At 59.2% G+C, this 25,390-nt stretch carries 18 protein-coding genes; 13 read left to right on the forward strand and 5 right to left on the reverse strand.

Annotated elements, in window-relative coordinates:
• Position 1 precedes the first annotated feature (1 nt).
• From AC1UK9_RS14720 to AC1UK9_RS14735, 4 genes are read right to left on the reverse strand one after another with little or no spacing between them, the layout of a single operon-like run.
• Positions 2–1,216, reverse strand: coding sequence for a hybrid sensor histidine kinase/response regulator (locus AC1UK9_RS14720; RefSeq protein ID WP_482577794.1), 1,215 nt, complete (start codon positions 1,214–1,216; stop codon positions 2–4).
• Entirely contained in the window at positions 1,210–1,803 is a 594-nt protein-coding gene (locus AC1UK9_RS14725; RefSeq protein ID WP_025109599.1) for a chemotaxis protein CheB, read from the reverse strand. Before AC1UK9_RS14725 ends, AC1UK9_RS14720 begins: the two co-directional genes overlap by 7 nt.
• Positions 1,800–2,633, reverse strand: a complete 834-nt coding sequence (locus AC1UK9_RS14730; protein ID WP_473015835.1) for a CheR family methyltransferase — start codon at positions 2,631–2,633, stop codon at positions 1,800–1,802. The genes AC1UK9_RS14725 and AC1UK9_RS14730 overlap by 4 nt, the downstream gene beginning before the upstream one ends.
• Positions 2,633–6,130, reverse strand: a complete 3,498-nt coding sequence (locus AC1UK9_RS14735) for a response regulator (protein ID WP_482577795.1) — start codon at positions 6,128–6,130, stop codon at positions 2,633–2,635. Before AC1UK9_RS14735 ends, AC1UK9_RS14730 begins: the two co-directional genes overlap by 1 nt.
• A gap of 262 nt (positions 6,131–6,392) precedes the next feature.
• On the opposite strand from AC1UK9_RS14735, the gene AC1UK9_RS14740 reads away from it, so the two are divergent.
• From AC1UK9_RS14740 to AC1UK9_RS14800, 13 genes are all read left to right on the forward strand, one after another.
• Positions 6,393–6,755, forward strand: a complete 363-nt coding sequence (locus AC1UK9_RS14740) for a response regulator (protein ID WP_482577797.1) — start codon at positions 6,393–6,395, stop codon at positions 6,753–6,755.
• 165 nt (positions 6,756–6,920) lie between these two features.
• Positions 6,921–10,679, forward strand: coding sequence for a hypothetical protein (locus AC1UK9_RS14745; RefSeq protein WP_482577799.1), 3,759 nt, complete (start codon positions 6,921–6,923; stop codon positions 10,677–10,679).
• 100 nt (positions 10,680–10,779) lie between these two features.
• A complete protein-coding gene (locus tag AC1UK9_RS14750; RefSeq protein ID WP_482577801.1) occupies positions 10,780–12,072 on the forward strand; it encodes a glycosyltransferase in 1,293 nt (430 codons plus the stop codon).
• Between the two features lie 147 nt (positions 12,073–12,219).
• Entirely contained in the window at positions 12,220–13,089 is an 870-nt protein-coding gene (locus AC1UK9_RS14755; RefSeq protein ID WP_482577803.1) for a PI-PLC domain-containing protein, read from the forward strand.
• Positions 13,090–13,156: 67 nt separating this feature from the next.
• A complete protein-coding gene (locus tag AC1UK9_RS14760) occupies positions 13,157–14,062 on the forward strand; it encodes an AraC family transcriptional regulator (RefSeq protein ID WP_473015841.1) in 906 nt (301 codons plus the stop codon).
• Between the two features lie 332 nt (positions 14,063–14,394).
• Positions 14,395–15,705 (forward strand): ABC transporter substrate-binding protein, encoded by a 1,311-nt coding sequence (locus AC1UK9_RS14765; RefSeq protein WP_482577804.1) that lies wholly within the window; start codon positions 14,395–14,397, stop codon positions 15,703–15,705.
• Between the two features lie 153 nt (positions 15,706–15,858).
• A complete protein-coding gene (locus AC1UK9_RS14770; RefSeq protein ID WP_482577806.1) occupies positions 15,859–16,785 on the forward strand; it encodes a carbohydrate ABC transporter permease in 927 nt (308 codons plus the stop codon).
• Between the two features lie 8 nt (positions 16,786–16,793).
• Positions 16,794–17,624: a carbohydrate ABC transporter permease gene (locus AC1UK9_RS14775; RefSeq protein WP_025109589.1), complete on the forward strand. Its 831-nt coding sequence runs from the start codon at positions 16,794–16,796 to the stop codon at positions 17,622–17,624.
• A gap of 161 nt (positions 17,625–17,785) precedes the next feature.
• The gene (locus AC1UK9_RS14780) at positions 17,786–18,889 is read left to right on the forward strand and encodes an ABC transporter ATP-binding protein (protein ID WP_025109588.1); all 1,104 of its coding nucleotides are present in this window, start codon (positions 17,786–17,788) and stop codon (positions 18,887–18,889) included.
• Between the two features lie 17 nt (positions 18,890–18,906).
• On the forward strand, positions 18,907–20,379 hold the full coding sequence (locus AC1UK9_RS14785) for a mannitol dehydrogenase family protein (RefSeq protein WP_482577808.1): 1,473 nt from the start codon (positions 18,907–18,909) through the stop codon (positions 20,377–20,379).
• Positions 20,380–20,514: 135 nt separating this feature from the next.
• A complete protein-coding gene (gene xylB, locus AC1UK9_RS14790) occupies positions 20,515–22,011 on the forward strand; it encodes a xylulokinase (RefSeq protein ID WP_482577810.1) in 1,497 nt (498 codons plus the stop codon).
• Between the two features lie 13 nt (positions 22,012–22,024).
• Positions 22,025–22,963, forward strand: a complete 939-nt coding sequence (locus AC1UK9_RS14795) for a carbohydrate kinase family protein (protein WP_482577812.1) — start codon at positions 22,025–22,027, stop codon at positions 22,961–22,963.
• 43 nt (positions 22,964–23,006) lie between these two features.
• On the forward strand, positions 23,007–23,627 hold the full coding sequence (locus AC1UK9_RS14800) for a transglycosylase SLT domain-containing protein (RefSeq protein WP_025109584.1): 621 nt from the start codon (positions 23,007–23,009) through the stop codon (positions 23,625–23,627).
• 145 nt (positions 23,628–23,772) lie between these two features.
• Here AC1UK9_RS14800 and AC1UK9_RS14805 read toward each other — a convergent pair whose 3' ends face one another.
• Positions 23,773–25,074 carry an OprD family porin gene (locus AC1UK9_RS14805; protein ID WP_482577813.1) on the reverse strand — a complete coding sequence of 434 codons (1,302 nt, stop codon included), beginning with the start codon at positions 25,072–25,074 and terminating at the stop codon, positions 23,773–23,775.
• Positions 25,075–25,390: the final 316 nt, after the last annotated feature.

A 25,390-nucleotide genomic window follows, 5' to 3' on the forward strand; every position in this document is an offset into this window, starting at 1 on the left:
GTCACTCAGAGGTTGCGTCGGATGTGCCGTTTTCCTGGATTGGCAGACAAACGCGAAACAGGGCGCCTTCGTTGATTTGACTCTCGACGACGATGGAACCGCCATGGGCGGCGACGATCTGCTCGGAAATGAACAGACCCAGTCCGAGACCGGCCACTACCGTCTTGGCGGAAACCCGCTCGAACTGCTGAAAAATACGTTTCTGATTCTCTTCACTGATGCCGATGCCACGGTCCTGAACCTCGACCCGCGCCTCGTCGCCCTCACGGTACACACGCACCTGGATCGGGCTGCGACCACCGTAACGCAAGGCGTTGGTCAACAGATTGGACACCACCTGCTCGATGCGGAACTCGTCCCAATGCCCCTCCACCGACTCCGGCGCGGTGAAGCTGACCTCGGTCTCGGCCGCTTCGATTTGCTGGGCAAAGTTTTGCAGCAGATTGCCCACCAGTTGCGACAGATCGAAACGATTCGGCCGGATCGACAGCTTGCCGGTGCGAATCCGCGAGACGTCGAGCATGTCTTCGATCAGACGGATCAGGCTTTTGATCTGGCGCTCATCACGGTCGACCATCGCGTGCATCTTGTCGAGGGTGAACGCGGCGGCGTTGTCCCGCGCCAGGTGCATCTTGCGCAACTGCGTTTCGAGTATCAGGCCATTGAGCGGCGTGCGCACTTCGTGGGCGACGATTGACATGAAGTCATCGCGCATCCGCACGGCCTGCTCCAGCTCCAACTGCGTGCTCTGCAATTGCTGCAGCAGCGCTTCCTGCTCGCGGCGGGCCTGCTCCAGCGCTTCGACCTGTTGCTTCATGGCCTTGCTCTGGCGGTACAGGTCGACGAACACATTGACCTTGCTCTTCACCGCGTGGATATCCAGCGGTTTGTGCAGGAAGTCCACCGCCCCGCTCTCGTAGCCCTTGAACGCGTAGTTCAGTTCACGGCCGGCGGCGCTGACGAAAATGATCGGGATGTTCTTGGTTTTTTCGGTGCCACGCATCAACTCGGCGAGCTCGAAGCCATTCATCCCCGGCATCTGTACGTCGAGGATGGCCATGGCGAACTCGTGTTGCAACAACAGCGACAGTGCTTCGTCCGCCGACAGCGCCTTGTAGACGGTGCGGTCTTCGCGCTTGATCAGTGCTTCGAGAGCCAGCAGGTTCTCCGGCAGATCGTCGACGATCAGCAATTTGGCCTGGATATTACTCAGCATGCGATTCGTTCCAGCTCGACAAGCAGACGGCCGATGCCGTGAATGGGTAGGACATGGTCGGGCTGCTGAATTTTCAGCGCAGCCTGAGGCATGGTAGCGACCTGTGCATCTTGTGGGTCCTGAACGATGGTCAGTCCGCCGCGCCGCTTGACTTGCGCCAGGCCCCGAGCGCCATCGTGATTGGCCCCGGTCAGCAACACCGCGGCCAGAGACTCGCCATAGGCGTCAGCGGCGGATTCGAACAGGTAGTCGATGGACGGACGAGAGTGGTGCACGCGGTCTTCAAGACTCAGCGACAGACTGCGATCCTGCTCCACCGACAGGTGATAACCGGGTGTGGCGAAATAAACCGTGCCGGGGGCGATGTCCTGTTTGTCCGTCGCCTCCTCCACCGGCAGCATCAGGCGCCGGGCAAACACCTCGGCCAACTGGCTACGGCGCTCCTCCGGCAGGTGCAACACGACAATGATCGGCAGCACGTAACCCTGGCGCAGCGGCGCGAGCAGCGTCAGCAGGGCCTCGACCCCACCGGCCGACGCACCGACCACAATGGCCTCGACGCGAGGCAAATCCACGGCATGGTTCATAATTTGCGGTAGATCCGTTCTTGTTTGACCAACGGTTCGAACTGATTCGAGTAGCCGGAAAAATCCAGCGTTTCCTTGCTGCCCAGCACCAGAAAACCACGATGGCACAGCGATTCGTGAAACAGACCGAAGGCACGGTCCTGAAGTTTCTTGTTGAAGTAGATCAGTACGTTGCGGCAGGAAATCAGCTGCGTTTCGGAGAACACACTGTCAGTCGCCAGACTGTGGTCGGCGAAGGTCACGTTCTCGCACAGGCTCTTGTCGAAAATCGCGTAGCCGTACGCAGCGGTGTAGTAATCGGCAAACGAGCGCTGGCCGCCGGCCTGCTGGTAATTGGCGGTGTAGGCACGAACGTTCTCCATCGAGAAGATCCCCTGTTTGGCCTTGTCCAGCGAGCGCGGATTGATGTCGGTGGCGTAGATGATCGTGCGGTCGAGCAGGCCTTCTTCGCGTAGCAGAATCGCCATCGAATAGACCTCCTCACCGGTGCTGCAGCCGGCGATCCAGATCTTCAGCGACGGATAGGTGCGCAGCAGCGGCACCACTTCCTTGCGGATCGCCAAGAAGTGCGACGGATCACGAAACATCTCGCTGACCGGAATCGTCAGCAACTGCAGCAACTGCATGAACGCGGTCGGGTCGTGCAGGACTTTCTCCTGCAACGCCGAAATGGTCGCGCATTCGAACTGGCTCAAGGCGTGCTGCACCCGGCGCTTGATCGAAGCGCCCGAGTAATCGCGAAAATCGTAGCTGTACTTGAGGTAGATAGCCTCGATCAGCAACCGCAATTCGATTTCGCTGTTGCGCTCCAGGGAGTGACTGCTTTCCACTAAATGCGTTCCATCTTCGGTAACCACACGCGAATCAACGAGAACAGGCGATCCAGGTCAATGGGCTTGGCCAGGTAATCGTTGGCACCCGCCTGCAGGCAGCGCTCCTGATCGTCCTTCATGGCCTTGGCCGTCACCGCAATGATCGGCAGTTTGCGCCAGCGCGGATCCTTGCGGATTTCGATGGTGGCTTCAAAACCATCCATCTCCGGCATCATCACGTCCATCAGCACCAGATCGATGTCCTCGACTTCATTCAACTTCTCAATCGCCTCACGGCCATTTCGACCGATCACCACGACTGCGCCTTTTGTCTCCAGCGCACTGGTCAGGGCAAAGATGTTGCGCACATCGTCGTCCACCAGCAGCACCTTGCGGCCTTCGAAGACCTTGTCGCGGCTGCGGGCGGTCTTGAGCATCTTCTGCCGTTCATGGGACAACTGCGATTCGACTTTGTGCAGAAAGAGTGTCACCTCATCGAGCAAGCGTTCCGGTGAGCGCGCGCCCTTGATGATGATCGAGCGCGAATACTTGCGCAGCTCGGCTTCTTCATCACGGGTCAGGTTGCGTCCGGTGTAGACGATGACCGGCGGGAACGAGCAGATATCCTCGGTAGACATGCGCTTGAGCAGATCGTTGCCGAGCATGTCCGGCAATTTCAGGTCGATCACCATGCAGTCATAAATCGTCGTGCGCAGTTTCTCCAGCGCCTCCTGCGCCAGGCCCACGGCGGTGATCTCGATGTCGTCGTCACCGATCAGGCGGGCAATGCTTTCGCGCTGCAGATCGTCATCCTCGACCAGCAGCACGCGCTTGACCTTCTGGGTCAGCTTGGCCTCCAGGCGGGCGAATACATCCTTCAGTTCTTCGCGCGTGGTCGGTTTGACCGCATAGCCGATGGCGCCCATGTGCATGGCCGCTTCGACGCGATCTTCAACAGAAATCACGTGCACCGGAATGTGCCGGGTTTCGGCGTGTTCCTTCAGACGCTGCAACACGGTCAAACCGGAATGGTCCGGCAGGCGCATGTCGAGCAGGATCGCGTCCGGAACGAACTCACGGGCCAGGTCATAGCCTTCATCCGCGCCGTGGGCGACCAGGCACTGATAGCCCAACTCGTGGGCCAGGTCGTAAAGAATATGCGCGAAGTTCGGCTCGTCTTCCACCACCAGAATGCAGCGGGTGGCGAACGGTGCCTTGCCACGGTCATCGGCGAAGCGCGGGATATGCACCGGGGCCATTGGCGACACGGCGATCGAAGGCGTCGCAAGCGGTGCCGGGGACGATGCCGGCGGCGTAAAGGTCAGCGGCGCGCGCGGCGCATCACCCTGTTCGCTGTATTGCTGCGGCAACACCAGAGTGAACACGCTGCCCTGCCCCGGCGTGCTGCTGACACTGATCGAGCCGCCGAGCAAGGCTGCCAGGTCCCGCGAGATCGACAGGCCCAACCCGGTGCCGCCGTATTTGCGGTTGGTGGTGCCATCGGCCTGACGGAACGCTTCGAAGATGCTTTCCTGCTGGTCCGCCGCGATGCCGATGCCCGAGTCGCGCACAATGAAGGCGATCTGCTCGTTCGGCTGACCGCTGATGGTCAGGCTGACCGTACCTTTCTCGGTGAACTTCACGGCATTGGACAGCAGGTTCTTGATCACCTGTTCCAGACGTTGGCGATCGGTGAACAGCATGGCCGGCGCACCCGGTTGCAGATCGACGCTGAACGTCAGTTGCTTGTCCGCCGCCAGCGGTTCGAACACGCTGCGCAGGCCGTCCGCCAGGCGCGCGACGCTGGTGTTTTCCGGGATCACTTCGAGCTTGCCGGCCTCGACCTTGGAAATGTCGAGAATGTCGTTGATCAGGTTCAGCAGGTCGTTGCCGGCGGAATAGATCGATTCGGCGAACTTGACCTGCTCGGCGCTCAAATTGTCCTGCGGGTTCTCCGCCAGCAACTTGGCCAGGATCAGCGAACTGTTCAACGGCGTGCGCAGTTCGTGGGACATGTTGGCGAGGAACTCGGACTTGTACTTGCTCGAACGCTGCAGCTCTTCGGCGCGCTCCTCGAGCTGCACCTGCACCTGATTGAGCTCGGTGTTCTTCAGGTCCATGGCGTCGCGTTGCTCGGCCAGGGTCTGCGCCTGTTCCGCCAGTTGCTCGTTGGTCTGTTCCAGCTCGACCTGCTGGGTTTCCAGGTGCGCCTGGGACTCCTTGAGAATCCGCGACTGCTCTTCCAGCTCTTCGTTGGCGGTCTTGAGTTCTTCCTGCTGCACCTGCAACTCTTCGTTGAGCTGCTGGGTTTCGGCCAGCACTTCCTGCAGACGCTGGCGATAGCGCGCCGCCTCGATCGAGGTGCCAATGTTGCCGGCAATCAGCTCAAGCAATTCAACGTCGCGCTGAGTCAGCGGGCGCAGGAAGCCCAGTTCGATCACGCCGTTGACCCGCTCGTCATCACTGGTCGGCACCACCAGCACACTGTGCGGCAGGCCTTCGCCCAGACCGGAGCTGACCTTGAAGTAGTCCGACGGCACCGAATCCAGACGAATCAGACGGCCCTGCTGAACCACCTGACCGACAATGCCTTCGCCGCTGTAGATCGACTGATCCTGTTCTTCCTGCTCGCGGGAAAATCCGTAAGACGCCACCCGCTTCAGGCCACCGTGCTCTTCGCGCACATACAGTGCCGCCACTGCGGTGCCCAGGTACTGCGCGCAGAACTGCAAGATGTTGCGCCCCAGCAGATTGAGCGTCAGTTGCCCCAGCACCTGTTCCGCCAATTCGGTCTGACCGCTGCGCATCCATGCCTGACGCTCCAGACGCTCGGCGCTGGCTTGCTGCGCGGCCAGGTTGGCGCTGTAGCTGTCAGACAGACTGACCAGATCACGCCGGCCTATATACGCCAGCAAACCGCTGATGCCGGCAATAAACAGCAGATAAAGAGAAATGCTCCAGATCGTGGTGCGGCGCACATCTTCGTTACGCGTGGTGCGCAACTGCTGCTCCATGTCGATCACATCTTCGAACTGTCTGCGGATTTCATCAGTCAGGCGCTTGCCGCGTCCGGCCTTGACTGCGGCTTTATAGTCACCGCTGGAGCGCTGCAGATCGATCATCGATTGCGCATAGTTGCTCCACTCGGTCTGCAACGCCTGCAAACGCCGCAAACGGTCGGTCTGCACCGGGTTGTCGGCGGTCAGTTCGAGCAAGGTATTGAGTGCTACGTTGATCCGAGGTTTGGCGGTTTCATACGGGTCGAGGAAGTGCTCGTCACCGCTGAGCAGAAAGCCGCGCATGCCGGTTTCCAGATCCACGGTGAGTTTCACCGCCTCATTGGCGTTATTGATCACCCGGTCGGTGTGCTCCACCCACTGAATCACGGACAGCAGATAAGTGATCAGCGCCACGAAAAACACGGCACTGATCGCACCAACGCCCAATGGCAGCGCGATGTTGCGGGTCAGGAGTTTGCGAAACCGTGTTTCATCTACTGTAGACGGAGTGGACATGGGGCGGCCTTGTCGAACGGTCGAAACCCGGGAGTTTGCCCCAAAACGACGGCATGGATCCATTTTTCTCACAGGTTTTCCGGCAATTTCCTACTTTTGCTGCGCTTCCCGATCAGCCAACAGTTATCCTTGCCGCCCGGATTGCAGCTAATCTTTTTTCTATCGAATCGGGAACTTGTGGCTATGCGCCACTTACTCATGCAAGAGCCCGGCATTTTCGACCGGTCGCCGTCCCCGAATTCACTTCTTGAGAGCTTTCACTATGTCCACCCCAGCGCCCACCATCCTTGTAGTAGAAGACGACGACATCGTGCGCATGCTCATCGTCGATGTGCTGGAGGAGCTGGAATTCACTGTGCTGGAGGCGGCCGACGGCGAGCAGGCGCTTGAGACGCTCAGAGACGAAAGCCGCACGATCGATTTGATGATGACCGATTTCGGCCTGCCGGATATTGATGGTCGTGAGCTGGCGAATCAGGCGCGGGCACTGCGACCCACCCTGCCCATTCTGTTTGCCAGCGGTTATGCCGAAAATATTGATGTGCCTACCGATATGCACGTCATTGGCAAGCCGTTTTCCATTGATCAACTACGTGACAAAGTAAAGCAGGTTCTGGGCAACTAATAATCGCTGTAACGCAACAGCGCCCAACCACCACGAATTCAAGCCTCACTGCGCAGTGACAACTGAGCCACAAGAGCAACAGCCCCACACACTCTATACGTTGTTGTTTAAAAACACCTCACCTAGATTCGCATCACTTTAAACCAAGCCTCAAATGGATTTGATATGAGTGATGCGAACTTTAAAAACAACTTTCACAGGTTGCTGTCCCGGCCGTTCACGGCCATTCCCTACGAAGATACACGCCATACCGGCGACCATCGCGAACGCCTGGAAGTCATTTACAACTTACAGCAACGCACGGCCCACATAGCGTCTCAAGACCCGGTAAACCTTGAGGGCACGAGCCTCACGCTTGAATCCGGTTCGTCACTTGAGCGTGCGCTCCAACCGGGTATCGCCAGCCTGAAAAAGTTTGAAAAAAAACCCGATTTTCAGGCGTTTCTGGCCAAACTCAGGCTGACCGGCCACTCGGTACTACACATGACCGGGCAAGGCGAAATCATTATTGAAACTGCAGGGCGTCGTCAAACTTTCAGCCATACGGCCCTGCCCAATGCCGATTTGATTGAGGACGCTGTCGTATTGATCGAGATGGCAACGTTGACCGGCGGTACGATTACTTCGAGTGAGCGCATCGAACTGGTGCAATGGTTGAAGTTTCATCGTTACAGCATTCCGCAGACCGCTGCAGATGCACAAACGCTCCTTGGCTTCCTGCAACTTGAATACCCGGCAAGTCCGCCGAGCGGTAATTACCGGGAAATGCTCTTGGCAACCGCCGACAGTACGGCCCTGTTGACCCCGGAACAGTGTTCGCAGATCCGCGCACTGACCAAACGCTACACGGGTGGTGAGTCCTTGTTGGAGATGCTGTCGGGCGCCGTGGTCGGCGGGCGCAACTTCCCCTTTCAGCGCACAGAAGCGAGTGATGTTCTACAAAAGATCGTCTCGAGTCCGATCGGCGTTATCTGGGCCAGGGGGTACATCAAGGATCTGGACTGGTACGGCGCCCATGAGAATGAGCCGATGGCCGATGAGCAACTGCATCAGGTGCTGTTGACGGCAGTGCTGCTGGACCTGCACCCGAGCGTTGGCGAGCCGGAACCGCGCAACCATGTTCTGGGCTTCAATCTCTACTCGGCCGACCATATCGAACAATCCTTTGCCTCCGTGCAGACCTGGTTGGAAAAGCATCTGGTCAGACACCATCGCGTCTCTGAGCAGAACGTGGCGCTGGCCGCGCACTTGCTGCTCGCAGGCACGGCACCTGAGTTTCTGGTGCGGGATCTGCCTGCCGACCTGTTGCTGGGTACACCACAATGGGTGGATTTCTGCTGCGCCGTGTCCGTCGTCGAGCTCAACGCCCCCGGATCATCGCGCACCCTGACGTATGCCCGACTCCAGCAATTGATGAAGTACGACTCGGTCAGCGAACCGCAACAGACCCTCAATGCACTGGCCGCAGTGGACCCTGTTATCGACTGGGCGTTACTCAACAGCATTGTCACGATGGACGAGGTCAACGCGTCCACCCAGCAGGCCCTGGAAGCCGCGTTGGCCGCCTACAAACGCCACTCGCAGCAAGCCGCTGAAACGGCGCAAGCCTTGTCCGTGCCACTGCCAACGCGCAAAGCCGTCGCGCGGAGCATCCTGGAGTTTGCCGCGCCGGATTGTGATTATCTGGACGAGGACGTGCTCTATCAAAAAAGAAATTTTTCCTATCAGGACGTCAATGCCGAACCATTGGCGATGTCTCTGGTTGACCTGCACATGTCCAACGACCTGGCGACGGGCGACTGGGACTTGAAACGCGCAGGCAGTGTCTACGCTCAATTTACGCACCTGAAATCGCGCCTCGCACCACCGGATGAGGTCTTTCGTCTGCAGTTCAACCGGGCCTATGTCACTTACACCGACTCAATGGCTACGCAGTTGAAACTTACGCTGTCGTCATTGCCGCTGGTTGATCGCACACGCCTGCTGCGGGGCAAAGTGAGTTGTTTTACCTTACGTCCATCAGTCGCCTCCCCCGGGCTGCCGGACCCTATTGCGACGATCATCTCCCCACCCGGCGATCTGCGTGACCTGATTTTTCTTGAAAACCAGAAAGACAAGGACGCCGCAACAGGGCGCTATGGCGTGGTGATGTGCAGCGAGTACGAAAACCGGCTTTATTGCTACGAGTTGTTCACGTTGCACGGGGAATGCCGGGAAAACCCGCAATTGGCTGAGCTGATCAAGGACAAAGGTCTTTTAAAACTGCCAGCGCGTGAGCATTTTTTCGACAGCATGACGCGCAATTTTACGCCGCAGCCCGTTTATCAACTGCCCACCAATCTGGAATGCTATACCCACGGTGTAACCCCAGGCCTGGTGTCGTCCAGTTGGGGGGTCATTGAAAAACTCGCGGTGCTTCCCGCCGTTCCTGGCTCGGCAGGCCTCAAAAACACAGGCTACTACGAGTGCTTCTACGCCGGTGAGTTTGATCGGCTGGCCAACCTTGTGCTGAAACATCGACCCATCGCCACCTACGATGAACTGGTCAAGGAATGCTGGGGCCAGACCCGGCTAGAGAAACGCCGTCAGGACCGCGAAGAGCAATTCGATACGTTTCTCAACATCGTCGTGCCTTTCAAATCCTGCATTGAAGACCTCAGCTCTGACGATCCGGATCGGCGACGCGATGGCTTGGGCATGTGCGTGATCGAAGCTGCCATGACGCTCGTGCTGGTGGTCGGGGTGGTGGCCAGAATCGCGCTGATTGCCGCCAAGGCTGGAACGACTGCTGCAAAGGCCGCCCGTATGGCGAAAGCGGGCATATTGTTGCTCAACGGCTTGTTCAATCCCGCTGACGGCGTGCCTGATTTACTGCGGGGGGGCGCCAAGCTGCTTTACCGGGGCGTCCACCGTTTTCACCACAACACCACACTGTTAACCGCTGTTTCTGATTTGCGCAAACTGACCGGGAGCGCACCGTATGGTGGCCTGCGCACGGTGGTCGATCCTGAACTGGTTCGGCTTGGCAAATGGCGTCAGACGCCTGCCTCGGCAGACCTTTTCAGCATCTGGGGCATTCGCCACAACGGACAATGGTATGCACTCAGTCGCCAGGGTAAACCTTGGGGGCCGAGGCTCCACCACTTCAAGCCGCACAAGCTATGGCACCTGTTCAACCTGGATAGGTTGATGCCGGCCAGCTACACCCGGAAACTGCTCAAGGACGCTCTGCCGGTTTCCCGAAACAAAATTGACACTGCAATCCGAGCGCTGACGGATCCGAGCTTTACAACAGATTCGGGCCACGCGGTGAAACTGCTCATGGGCGATAACTCGGCAAACGCCAGAGCCAGACTTCTCGGTCATCTTCAGAGCGTCAAAAGTGATTTTTCGAAGGTCACACCCGATAATTTTTCCATCGCCAAGGCCAAAGGATCGTCCCTCGCCTCACTGAATCAGATTTATTACAAAGAGTGGGTGGCTTTACCGCCGGGTGAAGCGAGCAAGAAAAAATTCATGAATATCTATACGGACGAGTTCCACAGCCAGTTCCGAGAAGAGGGTTACAGTCACGATGTGCTGGCGGACGATCTGATACATGAGCTTTTTCACGGAGCGCCCGACACCATGGACCATGCCTACGCCCGTACCCCGGCATCCGGTCGCCAGGGCAACTATCAACGGCTGGATGTCAGAGAGTTGCTCGACTTGACAGCGGGACATATCAAAGACCTCGACACGCTCCAACCGGCGAGCCCTTTCGACAATGCCGAGTCATTCATGCTGACCACCTCATTGCTCAACCAACTGACCCATGACAAGGACATGTATTTACAGAACATCACAGCGATGAAAAAGGCAATCGAACAAAAAACCAGCCAGCGCATCGGCTGGGAGGTGCTGGTGCACCTAAACCCGGTTTGACCCATTGCCGGTGCCGCAATCCTTGCGCGGCACCGGCAAGCGGTGTGGTTTAATTGCGCTTTTTTCCAGGCCCCGCGCCCGCGCATCAAGGATCCACATCATGAGTCAGCTCCCTGCCACCAAAGTTCTGGTCATCGGTTACGTGTGGCCGGAACCCAAGTCCTCGGCGGCCAGCGGCCATGTCATGCAGATCCTCGAAACCTTCCTGCAGCAAGGCTGGGACATCACCTTCAGCAGCCCGGCCGGCCCCGGCGAACACAAGGCCGACCTGGCCGAGTTGGGCATCCGCGAAGTGCCGATAGAACTCAACAGCAGCAGCTTCGACGCTTTCGTCAGTGAACTGGCCCCGGATATCGTCTTGTTCGATCAGTTCATGATGGAAGAACAGTTCGGCTGGCGCGTTGAGAAACATTGCCCGAACGCTTTGCGGGTATTGGAGACATCCGACCTGCAAAGCCTGCGACACGCCCGTCACCAGCGGCTCAAGGAGCGGTTGAAGGACGATCCGGACAATCAGGACTTCACGGCGCTGTTCGCCCCGGCGCTAGCTGAAGAGTTCGCGTTGATGGCCGACACCGACCTGGCCAAGCGGGAAATCGCTGCACTGTATCGTTGCGACCTCAACCTGATGATTTCCGAAGTGGAAATCCAGCTATTGATCGAGCAGTTCCGGATGCCCCGCGATCTGCTGCACTGGTGCCCGCTGATGCTCGAACCTCCGCGTGGCACCTTTGTGCCATTCGAGGACCGGGCGCACTTTCTGAGCATCGGCAATTTCCGCCACGCGCCGAACTGGGACGCAGTGCTGTGGATGAAGACCGCTGTCTGGCCGCTTATCCGTCAGCAATTGCCCGGTGCCCAACTGCATGTCTACGGCGCCTACACGCCCCCCAAGGCCACCGCCTTGCACAATGCGGCGCAGGGCTTTCACGTGATGAACTGGGCTGAAGATGCGCTGCAAGTGATGTCGCAGGCTCGGGTTTGCCTGGCGCCCTTGCGTTTCGGCGCGGGAATCAAGGGCAAAATCGTCGACGCCATGCTCTGTGGCACCCCCAACGTCACCACGCCCATCGGCGCAGAAGGCATGAGCGGAGCGCTGCCATGGCCCGGTGACGTGGCACTGTCGGCCCAGGCGCTGGCCGATGCGGCAGTCAAACTGCACGAAGACAAGTTGCACTGGACGGGTGCGCAACAGGCCGGCGTCACTTTGTTGAACGAGCGATACCGGCAGCGCGACCATGGGCCGGCATTGATCGGACGTTTACAGGATTGCCGCGACAACTTGTCAGCGTTGCGACGCAACAACTTTACCGGCGGCATGTTGCGCCATCACTTGCATAAAAGCACGCAGTACATGTCGCAATGGATCGAAGCGAAAAACCAGACAAACTAATTATTTATAATTGCAATCGTACATTGCCAATACATTGAAAACAGTATTGCCTTGTACTTATTCCGACTGCAGCCAAGAATGCTTTCGATCTGATCTCATTATTTAACTGATCAGCGACAACTCAACTTATCTGCAACGGAATGCGCCATGAACAACTACCCTTACAAAAACTGGATGACAACTTCGCCGGCTATCAGCCAACTGACAATCGGCGAAGTGGTTTGGCCCGGAGCCCATAACTCCGGGCTGGATCACGATTTTTCCTATCCCGCCTACCTCCAGCTCGCCACTCACTGGTTTGTCTGTCAGGAGGGTCCTTTCATTCAGCAACTCAGCGAAGGCATCCGCGCTTTCGACTTGCGCCTGCATTCGGATGAACATTGGCTAGGGGTAAAAAAGTTTCATACCTTCCATGGCCTTAAACTGTTCCGCGGGCGCGCCCTCAGTGAACTGTTCAGGAGCCTGGACGTATTCCTCACTGAACATCGAGACGAGTTCATCATCCTCGACATTCATGAACTCAAGGGTGTCGACGATCAACCCTTTGACTACAAGGGTTTCCATGAAGCCATCATGACTGAACTGGCGCCGCGGCTGATCCCCGAACACAACCGTCACCTGACACTTGAACAACTTAAAAGAGCCAGTCCGTTACAACGAGTGGTGCTGGCAAGTGATTGGCATCCCGAGTTCAATTCGCCGCTGTACTGGCCGAAGATCCGCCATCACTGGAGCGGCACAGACATCACTTCTCCCCAGCAACTGCAGCAACACATCACGCGAACCCTGGCCAACCCTCCGGCACCCGGCAGCCTGTGGTCATTATCGGCCACCAGCTACGGCGAGCTGGCCGGCGTCAAGCGCATCACCAACGAGCTCAATCAATGGTTTGGCCCGGAATCGGGATGGGCACCGAAGTGCAGCATTATCAATGCCGACTTCGTCGGCGCCACTCGGCTGCCCGACTATTGCCAGCAGATCAACCACGCCAAAGGGCTGAGGAAAGCCCGCGGCTGAGGCGCTGGAACTGTCGGTGGCGGGCGTGCATGATGAACACCCGACATAACAACAGAACGCATCGGACATGACTCGGGCAACCAGAATCACGGACCCCTCCTACGAGCTGATGGACGACCATAACGGGTTGTCCATCATCTACCGTCAGCACGGTTTCCCGTGCCCGCTGGTGCGCTGGCATTTCCATAAGGAATACGAGTTGCACCTGATTGTCGCCAGCTCCGGCAAAGTGTTCATCGGCGATTACATCGGCAACTTCTATCCGCAAACGCTGTTTCTTACCGGCCCCAATCTGCCGCACAACTGGATCAGCCAGGTGGCCGAAGACGAGGTGGTGGAAAAGCGCGACATGCTGGTGAACTTCACCGACGAGTTGTTCGACAGCGGTCATCAGGTGTTTGCCGAACTGAAGAGCCTGACGCCGCTGCTGGAGCGTGCGCAGTACGGGATCGAATTTCGTGACAAAGACACAATCCGTCAGGCCATGGCCCTGATGCAGCAAATTGCCGACACCCGTGGCATCACCCGCCTGGGGCACTTTTTCATTCTGATGGAACTGCTGGCGGCGACTGACGACTATCAACTGCTGTCCGGCGCTACCAATACGCAACTGGCCGACGAACACAACATTGACCGCACCAACCGCGCCGTCGACTTCATCTTCACTCACTACGCCCGCGAGTTGACGCTGGAAGAAGTCGCCGAGCATCTGGGGATGAAGCCGACCTATTTCAGTCGCGTGTTCAAGCAGGCCACTGGACGTAACTTCATCGAGTTCGTCAATCGCCTGCGCATCAGCAAATCCTGTGAACTGTTGGCCGATGGCGACAAACCGGTGACCGACGTGTGTTTCGAGTCGGGGTTCAACAACATTTCCAATTTCAATCGACGCTTTCAGCAGCTCAAGGGCATGACGCCGTCGCACTATCGGCGCCTCGCCGTACAACGCCTGACCGAACAGAACCTCGGTTGACGCACAATTCCCCTGTGGGAGCGAGCCTGCTCGCGAAGACGGAGGATCAGTTGACAAATATGTCGCTGACACACCGTATTCGCGAGCAGGCTCACTCCTACAGTCTTGGATGAAACCTGTACACATTCGCCAACCTTTCCCCGCTGAAAAGCCCTTCCCTGCGTTAACCCCAGCAATCCCCAGTGCAAAAAAGTATTGATTTGAGTGCGACGGATGATTTGTCAGTCTGTCGATTGAGGGCTGTAATCAGCACAGATTCTTCCTGCATTCGGAAGACACAAAAACAATAACTGTCCTTCTGCCACCCGCCGGGTGCAGAAAAGGAGTGCACGATGCAACCCACTGCAAAAGCTCTGCTTGCCCTCACCTGCATGACCCTCAGCAGCGTCAGCCTTGGCGCCCAGACCCTGACCATCGCCACCGTCAACAACAGCGACATGATCCGCATGCAAAAGCTCTCGAAAACCTTCGAGACCGAGCATCCGGACATCAAGCTCAATTGGGTGGTGCTGGAAGAAAACGTCCTGCGCCAGCGCCTGACCACCGATATCGCCACCCAGGGCGGTCAATTCGACGTGTTGACCATCGGCATGTACGAAGCGGCACTCTGGGGTGCCAAGGGCTGGCTGGAACCGATGAAGGATCTGCCGGCCAGCTACGCGCTTGATGATGTCTTCCCGTCGGTGCGCGAAGGCCTCTCGGTCAAGGGCTCGCTGTATGCGTTGCCGTTCTACGCCGAAAGCTCGATCACCTACTACCGCACCGACCTGTTCAAGGATGCCGGGCTGACCATGCCCGAGCGCCCGACGTGGGAGCAGATCGCCGGGTTCGCCGAGAAGCTCACTGACAAGGATAAAGAGCAGTACGGCATCTGCCTGCGCGGCAAGGCCGGTTGGGGCGAGAACATGGCGCTGATCACCACCGTCGCCAACGCCTATGGCGCGCGCTGGTTCGATGAGAAATGGCAGCCGGAATTCAACGGACCCGAATGGAAAAACGCGCTGAACTTCTACGTCGACACCATGAAGAAATCCGGCCCGCCGGGCGCATCGAGCAACGGCTTCAATGAAAACCTCGCCCTGTTCAACAGCGGCAAGTGTGCAATCTGGGTCGACGCCAGCGTCGCCGGTTCGTTCGTGACCGACAAGACCCAGAGCAAGGTCGCCGATCATGTCGGCTTCACTTTTGCACCCCATCAGGTCACCGATAAAGGTTCAGCGTGGCTGTATTCGTGGGCTTTGGCGATTCCGACCAGCTCCAAAGCCAAAGACGCCGCGAAAGAATTCAGCGCCTGGGCCACGTCCAGAGAGTACGGCGCACTGGTGGCCAAGACTGACGGCATCGCCAACGTGCCACCAGGCACTCGCGCCTCGACCTACAGCGATGCCTACATGACGGCCGCGCCGTTCGCCAAGGTCACGCTGGAATCGCTGAAAGCGGCCGACCCGAGCAAGCCGACGCTGAAACCGGTGCCTTACATCGGCATTCAACTGGTGACCATTCCCGAGTTCCAGGGCGTGGGTACCCAGGTCGGCAAGCTGTTCTCGGCGGCGCTGATCGGCCAGACCACAGTCGATCAAGCCCTGGCTGCCGCACAGCAAACCACCGAACGCGAGATGAAGCGCGCCGGTTATCCCAAGTAACCCGCAAAGCTCGTTCCTGACTTCTGTGGGAACGGGCTTGCTCGCGAAGGCGTCGTGTCAGCCAATACACATGACACTGACCCACCGCTTTCGCGAGCAAGCCCGCTCCCACAGGGGATCTCCATAGGTCTGTATGACTCGGTTGTGATTGCCATGAATACTTCAACTGCCAAAGCCCACATCGACCTGTCCCGGCCCCAGCGCAAAAGCCGTGTGGCCAACCCGGGCTGGTTTCTGGTCAGCCCTTCGGTGGCCCTGTTGCTGCTGTGGATGATCGTACCGCTGGGCATGACCATCTACTTCTCGATGATTCGCTACAACCTGCTCGATCCGGGGGTGAACGAATTCGTCGGGCTGGAGAACTTCACCTACTTCCTTACCGACTCCGGCTTCCTGCCCGGCGCCACCAACACCTTGCTGCTGGTCGGCAGCGTGCTGCTGATCAGCGTGGTGTTCGGCGTGGTGATCAGTGCTTTGCTTGAGGCCAGTGAGTTTCTCGGCCGCGGCATCGTGCGGGTGATGCTGATCTCGCCGTTCTTCATCATGCCCACGGTGGGAGCGTTGATCTGGAAGAACCTGATTTTCCATCCGGTCTCGGGAATCCTCGCCTACGTCTGGCGGCTGTTCGGCGCCGAGCCGGTGGACTGGCTCGCGCATTACCCGCTGCTGTCGATCATCATCATTGTCTCGTGGCAATGGCTGCCCTTCGCGATCCTGATCCTGATGACCGCCATGCAGTCTCTCGATCAGGAACAGAAAGAAGCCGCCCGCCTGGACGGCGCCGGCCCCGTCGCGATCTTCTGGCACCTGACCCTGCCGCACCTGGCGCGGCCAATTGCCGTGGTGGTGATGATCGAAACGATCTTCCTGCTGTCGGTGTTCGCCGAGATTTTCACCACCACCAACGGCGGCCCCGGTTACGCCTCGACCAACCTCGCCTACCTGATCTACAACCAGGCGCTGGTGCAGTTCGACGTCGGCATGGCCTCGGCCGGTGGCCTGATAGCCGTGGTCATCGCCAACATCGCCGCGATCATTCTGGTGCGGATGATCGGCAAAAACCTGACTGACAAAGCCTGAGGCCCGCCATGACTCTTCAACAATCCCGCCGGCTGCAAAGCCTGCTGCTCGGCACCCTGGCCTGGGCTATCGCGATCATCATTTTCTTCCCGATCTTCTGGATGGTGATGACCAGTTTCAAGACCGAAATCGATGCGTTCGCCACGCCGCCGCAGTTCATCTTCACGCCAACGCTGGAGAATTACCTGCACATCAACGAGCGCAGCGACTACTTCAGTTTTGCCTGGAACTCGGTGGTGATTTCGTTCAGCGCTACAGCGCTGTGCCTTCTGATCGCGGTGCCCGCCGCCTACTCGATGGCGTTCTACGAAACCCAGCGCACCAAAGGCACGCTGCTGTGGATGCTCTCGACCAAGATGCTGCCGCCGGTGGGCGTGCTGATGCCGATCTATCTGCTGGCGAAAAGCTTTGGCCTGCTCGATACACGCATCGCGCTGATCGTGATCTACACCCTGATCAACCTGCCGATCGTGGTCTGGATGGTTTACACCTACTTCAAGGACATCCCCAAGGACATCCTCGAAGCCGCACGCCTGGACGGCGCCACCCTGTGGCAGGAAATGGTTCGCGTGCTGTTGCCAATCGCCAAGGGTGGCTTGGCCTCGACCGTACTGCTGTCGCTGATCCTGTGCTGGAACGAGGCGTTCTGGTCGCTGAACCTGACTTCCTCGAAGGCGGCGCCACTGACCGCACTGATCGCCTCCTACTCAAGCCCCGAAGGCTTGTTCTGGGCCAAGTTGTCGGCTGTCTCGACCCTGGCCTGCGCGCCGATCCTGATCTTTGGCTGGATCAGCCAGAAACAGCTGGTGCGCGGCCTCTCCTTCGGCGCCGTGAAATGAAAATCGCCCATTCAACACTCTCCCCTGTGGGAGCGGGCTTGCTCGCGAAAACGGAGTGTCATCCAACAATACTGGTGACTGACACGGCCCCTTCGCGAGCACGCCCGCTCCCGCCAAAAACCTGCCCGGCGCAATTGAAATAACTTAAGCGGAGGCCCCTCATGGCCAACCTGAAAATCAAGAATCTGCAAAAAGGCTTCGAAGGTTTCTCCATCATCAAGGGCATCGACCTTGAGGTGAACGACAAGGAATTCGTGGTCTTCGTCGGTCCATCGGGCTGTGGCAAATCTACCCTGCTGCGCTTGATTGCCGGCCTGGAAGAAGTCAGCGGCGGCACCATCGAACTCGATGGCCGCGACATTACCGAGGTCAGCCCGGCCAAGCGCGATCTGGCGATGGTGTTCCAGACCTACGCGCTGTACCCGCACATGACCGTGAAGAAAAACATGTCGTTCGCTCTTGATCTGGCGGGCGTGCCGAAAGCCGAAGTCGAGAAAAAAGTCGGCGAAGCGGCGCGCATTCTCGAACTCGGGCCGATGCTGGAGCGCAAGCCAAAGCAATTGTCCGGAGGGCAGCGCCAGCGTGTCGCCATCGGCCGGGCGATCGTGCGCAATCCGAAGATCTTCCTGTTCGACGAACCGCTGTCCAACCTCGACGCCGCTTTACGGGTACAGATGCGTCTGGAGCTGCTGCGCCTGCACAAGGACCTGCAGGCGACCATGATCTACGTGACCCACGACCAGGTGGAAGCGATGACCATGGCCGACAAGGTCGTGGTGCTCAATGGCGGCAAGATCGAACAGGTCGGCTCGCCGCTGGACCTCTATCACAACCCGGCCAACCTGTTCGTCGCCGGGTTCCTCGGCACACCGAAAATGGGTTTCCTCAAGGGTCAGATCGCTCGTGTCGATGGCCAGAGCTGCGAAGTCTCGCTGGATGCCGGAACGCGCATCACCCTGCCGTTCAACGCGGCAAACCTTAGCGTTGGCAGCGCCGTGACCCTGGGCATTCGCCCGGAACATCTGGAACTGGCTCAACCGGGCGACTGCACCCTGCAAGTCACCGCCGACGTCAGCGAACGGCTGGGCAGCGACACCTTCTGCCACGTCACCACCAACGCCGGCGAAGCCTTGACCATGCGCGTGCGCGGGGATCTGGCGAGCCGCTACGGCGAACAACTGAACCTGCACCTGGACGCCAGCCATTGCCACCTGTTCGACGCTGACGGCGTGGCGCTGACCCGCCCGCTGCGCGCCGCGGCCTGAATTGCGAGACTTGCCCGATGAAACTGAACAGACACAACCTGCACCGCCTTGCCCCTGAAGTGCAACTGCCGGCCTACGGCCTCAGCGACACCCGCCAGGGCATCGCGCACATTGGCGTTGGCGGCTTCCACCGCGCGCATCAGGCGTATTACACCGATGCGCTGATGAATACCGGCCAGGCACTGGACTGGGCGATTTGCGGGGTTGGCCTGCGCGCTGAAGACCGTCGCGCCCGCGACGACCTCAAGGAGCAGGACTACCTGTTCACCCTGTTCGAACTCGGCGACAGCGATGACACCGAAGTCCGCGTGATCGGCGCGATTCGCAACATGCTCCTGGCCGAAGACGGCGCACAGGCGTTGATCGACAAACTCGCCGATCCGCAGATCCGCATCGTCTCGCTGACCATCACCGAGGGCGGTTACTGCATCGACGACAGCAACGGCGAGTTCATGGCGCACCTGCCGCAAATCCAGCTCGACCTCAGGCACCCGGACACACCGACAACCGTGTTCGGCTTTCTCTGCGCAGCGCTGGAAAAGCGCCGTGGCGCAGGCACTCCGGCGTTCACGATCATGTCCTGCGATAACCTGCCGCACAACGGCGCAGTGACCCGCAAGGCGCTGCTGGCCTTTGCCACTCTGCGAAACGCGGGTCTGCGCGACTGGATCGAGCAGAACGTCAGCTTCCCCAACGCCATGGTCGACCGCATCACGCCGATGACCAGCACCGCGCATCGCCTGCAACTGGCCGACAAACACGCGGTGGACGATGCCTGGCCGGTGGTCTGCGAGCCGTTTGTGCAGTGGGTGCTGGAAGACAAATTCGTCAACGGTCGCCCGGCCTGGGAACAGGTCGGCGTGCAGTTCACCGATGACGTTTCGCCGTACGAAGAAATGAAGATCAAACTGCTCAACGGCAGCCACCTGGCGCTGACCTACCTGGGCTTTCTGAAGGGCTATCGTTTCGTCCACGAAACCATGAACGACCCGCTGTTCGTGCGCTACATGCGCGCCTATATGGACCTCGACGTCACCCCGCAACTGGCGCCGGTGCCAGGCATCGACCTGACCGACTACAAAGACACGTTGGTGGCGCGTTTCTCCAATCAGGCGATTGCCGATCAACTGGAACGGGTGTGCTCGGACGGCTCGTCGAAGTTTCCCAAGTTCACTATTCCGACGATCAATCGCTTGATTGCCGACGGCCGTGAGACCAAACGCGCGGCGCTGGTGGTGGCGGCCTGGGCGCGGTACTTGAAGGGTGTGGACGAGAATGGCGATACCTATTCGATTCCCGATCCACGCGCGGCGTTTTGTCAGGGGCTGGTGGCCGATGATGCGTTGATCACCCAGCGTTTGCTGGCGGTTGAGGAGATTTTCGGCACGGCGATTCCACGTTCGGCGGAGTTTGTTGCGGCGTTCGAATGGTGCTGCAACAGCTTGCGGGAGGTGGGTGTGACGCGCACTTTGGAGCGGGTGTTGGCCTGAGTCCAGCGCTGAGACGACTGACGCCTTCGCGAGCAAGCCCGCTCCCACAGGGGAACGCATTTCAAAATGTGGGAGCGAGCCTGCTCGCGAATGGCGGCCTCATATTGGCAGACCTGACACCCTGAGGACCTCACTGTGACAACCCGACAACTCTTCCTCGGCATCGACTGCGGCACCCAGGGCACCAAGGCGATCATCCTCGATGCCATCAGCGGCGAGGTGCTCGGCCAGGGCGCCGCTGCGCACACGATGATCAGCAGCGCCAACGGCCGCCGCGAACAAGACACTCAACAGTGGCTGGACGCCTTTGCGCTCGCCACTCGCCGCGCCTTGCTCGCGGCCCATGTCGACGGTCAGGCGATCCTCGGCATCGGCGTCTCAGGCCAGCAACACGGTCTGGTCCTGCTCGACGACCAGGGCCAGGTGCTGCGCCCGGCCAAGCTGTGGTGCGACACCGAAACCGCTGACGAGAACGACCGATTGCTCAAACACCTGGGCGGCGAAAAAGGTTCGCTGGAGCGCCTCGGCGTGGTCATCGCGCCGGGCTACACCGTGTCCAAACTGCTGTGGACCAAGGAACAGCACCCGGCGCTGTTCTCGCGAATCGCACGCATCCTGCTGCCCCACGACTATCTGAACTTCTGGCTCACCGGCCGCGCCTGCAGCGAGTACGGCGACGCCTCAGGCACCGGTTATTTCAACGTACGCAGCCGTCAGTGGGACCTGCAACTATTGCGCGACATCGACGCCACGGGGCGCCTGCAAGCGGCGTTGCCGGAGCTAATCGACGCGCATCAGGCGGTCGGCACCCTGCTACCGGCGATTGCCGAACAGCTCGGCCTCAACCCAAATGCATTGGTCGCCAGCGGCGGTGGCGACAACATGATGGGCGCAATCGGCACCGGCAACATCCAGCCGGGAGCGATCACCATGAGCCTCGGCTCCTCCGGCACGGTGTATGCCTACGCCGAGACACCGAAGGTCAGCCCGGACGCCTCGGTCGCGACGTTCTGCTCCTCCAGCGGTGGCTGGCTGCCTTTGATCTGTACCATGAACCTGACCAACGCCACCGGTGCGATCCGCGAACTGTTCGAACTTGATCTCGAACAGTTCAACGACCTCGTCGCCCAAGCGCCCATCGGCGCCGAAGGCGTGAGCATGCTGCCGTTCTTCAATGGCGAGCGTGTCCCCGCCCTACCCCATGCCACCGGCAGCCTGCACGGCCTGACCCTGAGCAACCTGACCCAGGCCAACTTGTGTCGCGCCGTGGTCGAAGGCACCACGTTCGGTTTGCGTTATGGGCTGGATCTGTTGCGCCACAATGGTTTACAAAGCCGCAGCATTTGCCTGATCGGCGGCGGCTCCAACAGCGCGGTGTGGCGGCAGATCGTCGCCGACATCATGAACACCCCGGTGATCTGCACCGAACAAAGCGAAGCTGCAGCCCTTGGCGCCGCGATTCAGGCAGCATGGTGCAAGTCATGGTCGAACGGCCACGAAGACACCCTTTCGACCCTGTGCGAGCGCTGCGTGAAGCTTGATCTGAGCAGCGAAACCCTGCCGGTTGCGGCCAATGTCGCGGCGCTCCAGCAGGCCTATGCACGCTATCAACAGCATGTCGCAACCCTATAAAGAGCAAACAATTATGTATTTGGTGTGTGGCGAAGCCCTGTTCGATTTCTTCAGCGAAGACGATGCCAGCGGTCTGGCCTCAAAAGTGAATTTCAAGGCGATTGCCGGCGGCTCGCCGTTCAACGTCGCCGTCGGTCTGCGCCGCTTGGGTGTGGATTCAGCGCTGTTTGCCGGGCTGTCCACGGATTATCTGGGCCGGCGTTTGCAGCAAGTGTTGCGCGAAGAAGGTGTGCGCCCGGACTACCTGGTGGACTTCGCCGCGCCCACCACCCTGGCGATGGTCGCGGTCGGCGCCAATGGCTCGCCGCACTACAGCTTTCGCGGTGAAGGCTGCGCTGATCGCCAGTTGAGTGTTGCGCATCTGCCACAGCTGGACGCGCAAGTGCGCGGTCTGCACATCGGCTCGTTCTCGCTGGTGGTGCAGCCGATTGCCGACACCCTGTTGACCCTGGTGCAGCGCGAAAGCGGCAAGCGCCTGATCACCCTCGACCCTAACGTGCGCCTCAACCCCGAGCCGAACATCGACCTGTGGCGCGAGCGCGTGGCGACCCTGGTGCAACTGGCCGACATGATCAAGGTCAGCGATGAAGACCTGAGCTTGCTGTACCCCGAGCAAGACCCACAGCGGGTCATCGAAGGCTGGCTGCAGCATCGCTGCCAGGTAGTGTTCCTGACCCGTGGCGGTGAAGGCGCGACCGCATTCAGCCGCGCGCATGGTTCGTGGTCGGTGCCAGCGTGTTCAGTGAAGATCGCCGATACCGTCGGTGCTGGCGATACCTTCCAGGCGGCATTGATCACTTGGCTGACCGAGCAAGGGCTGGACTCGGTTGAGGGTGTGCAACAACTCAGCCGCGAGCAGATCGACGCGATGCTCAGGTTTGCCGTACAGGCGGCCGCCCTTACGTGCAGCAAGACCGGTCCGGATTTGCCCTATCGTCACCAGTTGAACTGAGCGCGTAGACTGTCGCCCTTTTTGCACGCATGGGGATGACGGTTTGATTTCGGGGCGCACGGCGGGACTTTTGATACTGGCGGGATTACTCAGCGGCTGCGGCACCTCGCCGCCCCGCTCGCCTGAAGACATCTGCGAAATCTTCCGCGAGAAAAGCGATTGGTACGACGCGGCACAAGTCACGCAGAAGCGCTGGGGCGTCCCGATCCAGGTACCCTTCGCGATCATGTATCAAGAGTCCGGCTATCGTTACGACGCCAAGACGCCACGCAAATACCTGTTGTGGGTGATCCCGTGGGGTCGGGTTACAACGGCATCGGGATACGCGCAGGCCAAGGATGAAGTGTGGTCCGATTACCAGAAAAGCACCGGCCGACACGGTGCCGACCGCGAAGACTTCGACGACGCTATCGACTTCGTTGGCTGGTACATGGACAAGACCACCTCGATCAACGGCGTGTACAAATACGACGCCTATAACCAGTACCTCAACTACCACGAAGGCTGGGGTGGTTTCCGCAACAAGACCTACGCCGGCAAGGCCTGGCTGATGCCTACTGCACGCAAGGTGCAGGCGCGGTCCGACGTGTATGCGCGGCAGTATGCCGGGTGCAAGGAAGACCTGAATCGCGGCTTCTGGAGCCGGTTCTGGCATTGGTTGTAGCGCTGACTGCAAAGACGCCTTCGCGAGCAGGCTCGCTCCCACATTGAGATCTGCGTCGGACACATAGCCTGTGTCCACTGAAGGTCCCCCTGTGGGAGCGAGCCTGCTCGCGAAAGTAATTGATCTGGCGCCACAGTTCTATGGGTTACAACACCGAAAAGTTGTAACTCACAATCAACCGGGTCTCATCCACATCCCGCGCAAACTTCTCATAGTTGGTGCGGTAAGTCGCGTTGCGCAGGCGCAGGCTGACATCCTTGAACGTGCCCGTCTGGATCACGTACTTCAGCTCGCTGTCGCGTTCCCACTCTTTGCCTGCCTGATCGCTGCCCGGGACCTTGATATGGTCACCGTTCACATAGCGGGTCAGGAAACTCAGGCCATTGATGCCGATGGCCTTGAAGTCATAGTCGTAACGCAGTTGCCAGGAGCGCTCCTGCGCCGCCGCGAAGTCGTTGACCTGCACGTAGTTGACCAGATACGGATTGCTGCCATCGAGGTACGGCATCGAATTATCGCCGTTCATGCGCTGCCAGCCGGCGCTGAAGTTGTGGCCGCTGATGCCGTACGAAAGCATGCCGCTCAACGCACGGTTGTCGATCGAACCGGCTCGCTCGGCGCCGCTGTCGGCACTCTTGATCACGCGCAGATCGGCCTTCAGCACACCGTCGCCCAACGGCTGATTGCCGAGCAAACCAATGAAGTGCTGGCGGTAGATGTCTTCCAGTTCCGCGTAGTGATACTGCGCGGTCAGGCGATCGTTGATCTTGTAGTCGAAGCCGTACATGTCGAAATGGTCGGCAGTGATGTTGCAGGCGTAGCGCTTGTTCTTGCAGTGCACGCGAATGTCTTGCGAATCAGTGGAATCGCGCGCGGTGTACTTGTCCAGGCGCGCCGCCATGAAGGTCAGGTCCTTCACCTCTTTGGAGGTCAGCATGGCGCCGTTGAACATGGTCGGCAGCAGACGACCGTCGTTGTACTTGAGCAGCGGCAGATCCGGCAGCAGCGCACCGTACTTCAACACCGTGTCCGAGACCTTGACCTTGGCGGTCAGGCCCATTTTCGCGTACTGGCCCTTGGAGCCGCGCGGGTTCTCGCCGCTGGACGGCAGCAAGCCACTGTTGCTGCGATCGGGGCTGGAATCGAGTTGAAAACCGAGCATGCCCAGCGCATCGAGACCGAAGCCGACCGTGCCTTCGGTGTAGCCCGATTGCAGATTGAGAATGAAACCCTGCGCCGACTCTTCACGCTTGGAAGCGCCCTGGTCGCTGGCGGTGTGCCCATCACGGAAATCGCGGTTGAAATACACCGTGCGCGATTCGATTTTCGCCGTGGTGTCTTCGAGAAAACCACTGGCCTGAGCCTGTGCGGCAAAACCTGCGCACAGCACAACGGCTCCGAAGCCAAACGACTGGCGCGGGGTGATGAGGGGAAATGGGGGACGCATGAAAAACTCCAACAGTACAGCGTTTGCGCCGGGGCGCAGTTAGCCAGAAAAATAGCTCCCGTCCCGGGTCAATAAAGAGCCGGGAAGAAGTGGACACGCAGGGGTGAAGGGCAATGATGGCAGATGGCTTTGATGGGTTGAAGGCGACTTTAGTCTGAAACTGACCGGCTATTCTTCAGCCCGAGATGGGCTCAAGCCGCGCGTCGACCAGTGGCTCGAGACGGCGAAGCGCCCGGTTTCATTAGGCCAAACCACCTGTCTAAGGGTTTCCCCCATGCGCCGCGGAGCCCGTGCCTACGGCATTTGCGCCTTGAAC

Source organism: Pseudomonas sp. AK-TSAG1-1, assembly GCF_056821665.1.

Excerpts from the sequence above, each read along its gene's own strand:
- AC1UK9_RS14720 (WP_482577794.1), bottom strand. The coding sequence starts at position 1,216 with ATGCTGAGTAATATCCAGGCCAAATTGCTGATCGTCGACGATCTGCCG.
- AC1UK9_RS14725 (WP_025109599.1), bottom strand. The coding sequence starts at position 1,803 with ATGAACCATGCCGTGGATTTGCCTCGCGTCGAGGCCATTGTGGTCGGT.
- AC1UK9_RS14735 (WP_482577795.1), bottom strand. The coding sequence starts at position 6,130 with ATGTCCACTCCGTCTACAGTAGATGAAACACGGTTTCGCAAACTCCTG.
- AC1UK9_RS14740 (WP_482577797.1), top strand. The coding sequence starts at position 6,393 with ATGTCCACCCCAGCGCCCACCATCCTTGTAGTAGAAGACGACGACATC.
- AC1UK9_RS14745 (WP_482577799.1), top strand. The coding sequence starts at position 6,921 with ATGAGTGATGCGAACTTTAAAAACAACTTTCACAGGTTGCTGTCCCGG.
- AC1UK9_RS14750 (WP_482577801.1), top strand. The coding sequence starts at position 10,780 with ATGAGTCAGCTCCCTGCCACCAAAGTTCTGGTCATCGGTTACGTGTGG.
- AC1UK9_RS14755 (WP_482577803.1), top strand. The coding sequence starts at position 12,220 with ATGAACAACTACCCTTACAAAAACTGGATGACAACTTCGCCGGCTATC.
- AC1UK9_RS14760 (WP_473015841.1), top strand. The coding sequence starts at position 13,157 with ATGACTCGGGCAACCAGAATCACGGACCCCTCCTACGAGCTGATGGAC.
- AC1UK9_RS14765 (WP_482577804.1), top strand. The coding sequence starts at position 14,395 with ATGCAACCCACTGCAAAAGCTCTGCTTGCCCTCACCTGCATGACCCTC.
- AC1UK9_RS14770 (WP_482577806.1), top strand. The coding sequence starts at position 15,859 with ATGAATACTTCAACTGCCAAAGCCCACATCGACCTGTCCCGGCCCCAG.
- AC1UK9_RS14775 (WP_025109589.1), top strand. The coding sequence starts at position 16,794 with ATGACTCTTCAACAATCCCGCCGGCTGCAAAGCCTGCTGCTCGGCACC.
- AC1UK9_RS14780 (WP_025109588.1), top strand. The coding sequence starts at position 17,786 with ATGGCCAACCTGAAAATCAAGAATCTGCAAAAAGGCTTCGAAGGTTTC.
- AC1UK9_RS14785 (WP_482577808.1), top strand. The coding sequence starts at position 18,907 with ATGAAACTGAACAGACACAACCTGCACCGCCTTGCCCCTGAAGTGCAA.
- AC1UK9_RS14795 (WP_482577812.1), top strand. The coding sequence starts at position 22,025 with ATGTATTTGGTGTGTGGCGAAGCCCTGTTCGATTTCTTCAGCGAAGAC.
- AC1UK9_RS14805 (WP_482577813.1), bottom strand. The coding sequence starts at position 25,074 with ATGCGTCCCCCATTTCCCCTCATCACCCCGCGCCAGTCGTTTGGCTTC.